This window comes from Azospirillum sp., assembly GCF_050789165.1.
This window is the reverse complement of record NZ_JBOZRT010000142.1, coordinates 1-5,498: the sequence shown is the minus strand read 5'-3', so window position 1 is coordinate 5,498 and position 5,498 is coordinate 1. Positions and strand designations below refer to the sequence as shown.

General features: G+C 69.9%; 6 protein-coding genes. All 6 read right to left on the bottom strand.

The window, feature by feature from the left end; translation table 11 throughout:
• A partial coding sequence (rseP, locus tag ACRWK7_RS29645) for an RIP metalloprotease RseP (RefSeq protein ID WP_431860547.1) occupies window positions 1–1,312 on the bottom strand: 1,312 nt, incomplete at its 3' end.
• Window positions 1,313–1,325: 13 nt separating this feature from the next.
• A complete protein-coding gene (gene ispC, locus ACRWK7_RS29640; RefSeq protein ID WP_431860545.1) occupies window positions 1,326–2,516 on the bottom strand; it encodes a 1-deoxy-D-xylulose-5-phosphate reductoisomerase in 1,191 nt (396 codons plus the stop codon).
• Complete coding sequence (locus ACRWK7_RS29635; protein WP_431860543.1) at window positions 2,513–3,364, bottom strand: phosphatidate cytidylyltransferase; 852 nt, start codon at window positions 3,362–3,364, stop codon at window positions 2,513–2,515. Before ACRWK7_RS29635 ends, ispC begins: the two co-directional genes overlap by 4 nt.
• A 13-nt stretch (window positions 3,365–3,377) precedes the next feature.
• The gene (uppS, locus tag ACRWK7_RS29630) at window positions 3,378–4,097 is read right to left on the bottom strand and encodes a polyprenyl diphosphate synthase (RefSeq protein ID WP_431860541.1); all 720 of its coding nucleotides are present in this window, start codon (window positions 4,095–4,097) and stop codon (window positions 3,378–3,380) included.
• A 59-nt stretch (window positions 4,098–4,156) separates the two neighbouring features.
• Entirely contained in the window at window positions 4,157–4,720 is a 564-nt protein-coding gene (frr, locus tag ACRWK7_RS29625) for a ribosome recycling factor (RefSeq protein ID WP_431860539.1), read from the bottom strand.
• A 23-nt stretch (window positions 4,721–4,743) separates the two neighbouring features.
• Window positions 4,744–5,466 (bottom strand): UMP kinase, encoded by a 723-nt coding sequence (gene pyrH, locus ACRWK7_RS29620; RefSeq protein WP_431860537.1) that lies wholly within the window; start codon window positions 5,464–5,466, stop codon window positions 4,744–4,746.
• Window positions 5,467–5,498: the final 32 nt, after the last annotated feature.

Genomic DNA, 5,498 nt, shown 5'->3' with positions numbered 1-5,498 from the left:
CGATTCCGCCTCGCTGCAGGCGTTCCATCCAGGCGTCTGAGACGCTCTTGCCCGTCACTGCCTCCCAAAGATAATACATCAGGTGCCCGCCATCCAGGACCGGCAGCGGCAGCAGATTGAGCACCCCCAGGCTCACGCTGATCAGGGCGAGAAACACGAGGTATTGCGTGAGCCCGAGGCTCGCGGACTTGCCTGCATAGTCGGCGATGGTGAGCGGACCGCTCAGGTTCTTCAGCGAAGCCTCGCCGATCACCATCCGGCCCATCATGCGCAGCGACAGCACAGACACCTCCCAGGTGCGCACCGCGCCCTTGACCAGGCCGTCGAGCGGACCGTGCCGCACCGTCACCATCTGCGGCGGCGCGCCGACATAGGCGCCGATGCGGCCGATCGGCTGGTCGCCGTCGCGCGCGGCGTCGGGCTGCACCGGCACTTCCACGGTGCGCCCGTCGCGCTCCACGCGCCAGGTCTCGCGCGCCGGCTGGCCGGCGGCGGCGCTGGCACGAATCAGCTCGTGCAGTTGCTGGCCGTCGACGACCGGCGCCGCGCCGATCGCGAGCACCCGGTCACCCCGCTGCAGGCCCGCGCGCGCGGCGGCGCCGCCGGGCATCACCTCGCCGATGACCGGCGCGGTCCACGGGCCGAGGATGCCGATGCGGCGAAAGAGCTGGGCGTCGGCCTCGCGCGAGGGCAACGTGCCCAGCGCCAGCACGGCTTCGCGGGCGCCGCGCTCGTCGGGCCGCACGAACTGCAGTTTCACGTCGCGCCCGTCGAGCGCCCCGCGCGTGAGCAGCCAGCGCAGTTCCTCGAACGAGCGCAGCGGGCGCAACGGCTCGCCGTCGAAGCCGGCCTGCTGCACCTGCTCGCCGCCACGCAGCCCGGCCTCCTGCGCCACCGATCCGGCCACCGGGCTGGCCAGCACCGGCGTCGGCTCCTGCACGCCATACCAGTTGACGGCGGCATACAGCAGCACGGCCAGCAGCAGGTTGGCCGCGGGACCGGCCGCCACGATCGCGGCGCGCGAGCGCAGCGGCTGGGTGTTGAACGCGAGGTGGCGCTCGGCCGGGTCCACCGGCCCTTCGCGTTCGTCCAGCATCTTCACGTAGCCGCCGAGCGGAAAGGCGCCGACCACGAACTCCGTGTCCTGGCCCGGCCGCTGGCGCCGCGGCTTCCATCGATACAGCACGTGGCCGAAGCCGACTGAAAACCGCAGCACCTTCACGCCACAGGCGACCGCGACGCGATAGTGCCCGTACTCGTGCACGGCGATGAGCAGCCCGAGAGCCACGATGAATGCAACGATTGTGAGCATCTTCCGATTCCCCTCAGGACGGCAGCCGGCCCACCGCCTGGCCGGCGGCGTGCCGCGCCATGCGGTCGAGCTCCAGCAGCTCGTCCAGCGACTGGGGGTTGGACGGCGTCACCGCCGACAAAGTTGCAAGGTTCACCGCATGGATCTGGTCGAAGCGGATGCGCGCCTCCAGGAAAGCGGCGACCGCGACCTCGTTCGCGGCGTTCAGGACGGCGGTGGTGCCGGGCGCCGCCCGCAGGCTTTCCCACGCGAGGCGCAGCCCGGGAAAGCGCTCGCGATGGCCGCGGCTGTCCAGGGCCTCGAACGTCATGTCCGCCAGCGTGTGGAAGTCGAGCGTGGCCGCCCCGGATTCGACCCGGTCCGGCCACGCCAGTCCGTAGGCGATCGGCACCCGCATGTCGGGCGTGCCCAGCTGCGCCACCACCGAGGCGTCGCGGTACTGCACCATCGAATGGATCACGCTCTGGGGGTGGATCACCACCTCCAGCCGCTCCGGCTCAAGCCCGAACAGGTAGCGGGCCTCGATCACCTCGAGCGCCTTGTTCATCATGGTGGCCGAGTCGACCGAGATCTTGCGACCCATCACCCAGTTGGGATGGGCGCAGGCTTCCTCGGGCGTCACGTTGCGCAAGGTCGCGGGCTCGCGGGTGCGGAACGGCCCGCCCGACGCGGTGAGGATGATCTTCTCGACGCGCGTGTCCCAGGTACCCGGGTCCTCCGGCAGCGACTGGAAGATCGCCGAATGCTCGCTGTCGATCGGCAGCAGCGTGGCGCCGCCTTCGTGCACGGCGCGCATGAACAGGTCGCCGCCGACCACCAGCGCCTCCTTGTTGGCCAGCAGCAGCCGCTTGCCGGCCCGCGCGGCAGCCAGGCACGAAGACAGTCCGGCGGCGCCGACGATCGCCGCCATCACCAGGTCGACCTCTTCGTGGGACGCCACTTCGTCCAGCGCAGCCTGGCCCCACAGCACGCGCGTCCCCAGCCCCGCGGTCCGCAAGCGCCCGGCGAGCTCGCGGGCCGCGGACTCGTTCGCCATCACCGCAAAGGCGGGCGTGAAGCGCAGGCATTGCTGCAACAGTTCGTCGACGCGCGTGGCGGCGCTGAGCGCGAACACCTCGAAGCGGCCGGGATGGCGCGCGATCACGTCCAGCGTGCTGGCGCCGATCGAACCGGTGGCCCCGAGGACGGTGACGCGGCGCTTCACGAGACGGAGGTCGCCAGCATCATGGCGAGCGGCAGGGTCGGCAGCAAGGCGTCGACCCGGTCGAGGACGCCGCCGTGACCGGGGAGCAGCCCACTGGAGTCCTTCATGCCGGCGCTGCGTTTGACGAGCGACTCGACCAGGTCCCCCACCACGCTCATGGCGGCCAGGAAGATCGCGCCGAGCGCGAGCAGCCACCAGCCATGCGCGGCGAGCCGGCTGTAGAGGCTCGGCACCCGCGCCTGCAGCGCGCCGTCGGCGAAGGCCCAGGCCAGCGCCAGCACCACGACGCCAGCCATGCCGCCCCACACGCCTTCCCAGCTCTTGCCGGGACTGATGGAAGGAGCGAGCTTGCCCTTGGTGAACTTGAGGCCGAAGGCGCGGCCGGCGAAGTACGCGAAGATGTCCGCCACCCACACCAGCACCAGCACCGACAGCAGGAAGTTGACGCCGATCACCTTGGCCTGTGCCACGGCGAGCCAGGCGATCCACAGCGCCAGCACGCCCAGGGCCAGCCGCGCCGGCCGCGGAATATGGGGCCAGCCGGCCACGCCCGCGCGCAACAGCCAGGCGCCCGCCAGGACCCAGAGTCCGCCGGCAACGGCCCACAGCAGCGGCAGGCGCTGCGCCAGCAGCCCGAGCTGCCACGATCCGGCGCACAGCACCACGCAAACCGCCGCCGAAGCGACCGAGCCGCCCTGCCCCAGGCCGTTCAGGCGCCCCCATTCCCACGCGCCGGCGGCAATCAAGACCAGCGTGACCACAACGAACGGGACGTGCTCGGGCCAGAACAGCGCCGGCAGCAGGATCGCCAGCAGGACCAGGGCGGTGATGACGCGCTGCTTCAGCATGCGGCGCCCGGAATCACGCGGCTTTCCGGGCCGCCGGCTGCGCCACTTGCTCGGAGGTCTTGCCGAACCGGCGCTCGCGACCGGCGTAGTCGGCCAGCGCCGCATCCAGTTCCTCGGCACCGAAGTCGGGCCACAGCTTGTCGGTGAAATAGAGCTCGGCGTACGCCGCCTGCCACAGCAGGAAGTTGCTGAGGCGGTGCTCGCCGCCGGTGCGGATGATCAGGTCCGGGTCCGGCACGTGCGCCAGCGAAAGCGCGCCGGCCAGGCTGGCCTCGGTGATCGGCTGCCCCGCGGCGGCCAGCCGCGCCGCGGCGGCGGCGATGTCCCAGCGGCCGCCGTAGTTGAAGCAGATGTTGAAGACCAGCCGCGTGTTCGCGGCGGTGGAGGCCTCGGCCTGGGCGAGCCCGGCCTGCACCTTCTCCGATAGCCCGGAGCGGTCGCCGACGAAGTTCACCCGCACCCCTTCGGTCCTGAGTTGCGGCACCTCGCGTGCGAGCGCCAGGCCCAGCAGCTCCATCAGGCCCGATACCTCGTCGGCCGGGCGGTTCCAGTTCTCCGACGAGAACGCGAACACCGTCAGTACCTTGATGCCGCGGTCGCCGCAGTGCCGCACGCAGGCACGCAGGGCGTCCATGCCCTTCTTGTGGCCGGCGACGCGCGGCAGGTAGCGGCGGGTGGCCCAGCGGCCATTGCCGTCCATGACGATGGCGACGTGGTGAGGCAGGTTGTTCATCGATTGCGGTGCGGTGCGGCGCGGCCGCGGGCGGTGGCAGGCAGGCGCGAGCTGGCGGCTCACACCGCCATGATCTCCTGCTCCTTGGCGTGCACCAGCTGATCGATCTCCGCCACGTGGCGGTCGGTGATCTTCTGGATCTCGGCCTCGGAGCGCTTGAGGTCGTCCTCGGAGGCGTGCTTGTCCTTGACGAGCCGCTTCACGTGTTCGTTGGCATCGCGGCGCAGGTTGCGGATCGCGATCTTCGCGGCCTCGCCCTCGTGCCGGACCACCTTGGTCATTTCCTTGCGCCGCTCCTCGCTCATCGGCGGCATCGGCACCCGGATCAGTTCGCCCACGGACGCGGGATTCAGGCCGAGGTCGCTGTCGCGGATGGCCTTCTCGATCTTCGGCGCCATGTTCTTTTCCCACGGCTGCACGCTCAGCGTCCGGTTGTCGAGCACCGAGACGTTGGCGACCTGGCTGATCGGCACGCTGGAGCCGTAGTAGTCCACGTGCACGGTGTCCAGCAGCCCGGGACTCGGGCGGCCGGTACGGATCTTGACCATGGTCTGCTTGAACGCGGCGATGGACTGGTCCATCTTGCCCTGCATGGTCTTGGTGATTTCGGGGATTGTCGTCATAGCTCTCTCCTCACAGCGATTCGTCAGGCGTAGACCAGCGTGCCCTCGTCGTCTCCCATCACCACGCGGCGCAGGGCGCCGTGCTTGACGATGGAAAAGACCCTGATCGGCAGCTTCTGGTCGCGGCACAGCGCGAAGGCGGTGGCATCCATGATGCCGAGATTCCGGGACATCGCTTCGTCGAACGAGATCTTGGCGTAGCGGGTGGCCGAAGGGTCCTTCTGCGGATCGGCCGAATAGACGCCATCCACCTTGGTCGCCTTGAGCACGAGCTCGGCGCCGATCTCGGCGCCGCGCAGCGCCGCGGCGGTATCGGTGGTGAAGAACGGGTTGCCGGTGCCGGCCGCGAAGATGACGACCTTGCCTTCCTCGAGATACTGCAGCGCCTTCGGCCGCACGTAGGGCTCGACCACCTGCTCGATCGCGATGGCCGACATGACGCGCGGGATCAGTCCCTGCTTGTTCATCGCGTCGGCCAGCGCCAGCGCGTTCATCACGGTGGCCAGCATGCCCATGTAGTCGGCGGTCGCGCGGTCCATCCCGACCGAACCGCCGGCCACGCCGCGGAAGATGTTGCCGCCGCCGATCACGATGGCCACCTGCACGCCCATCTTCACGACCTCGGCCACCTCTTCGACCATCCGCACGATGGTGCCGCGGTTGATGCCGAATGCATCGTCGCCCATCAGGGCCTCGCCAGACAGCTTCAGCAGGATTCGCTTGTGGGCTGGCTGGGCGACGGACATGAGGCAGGCTCCTTGTAAAACGGGTTGAGTGT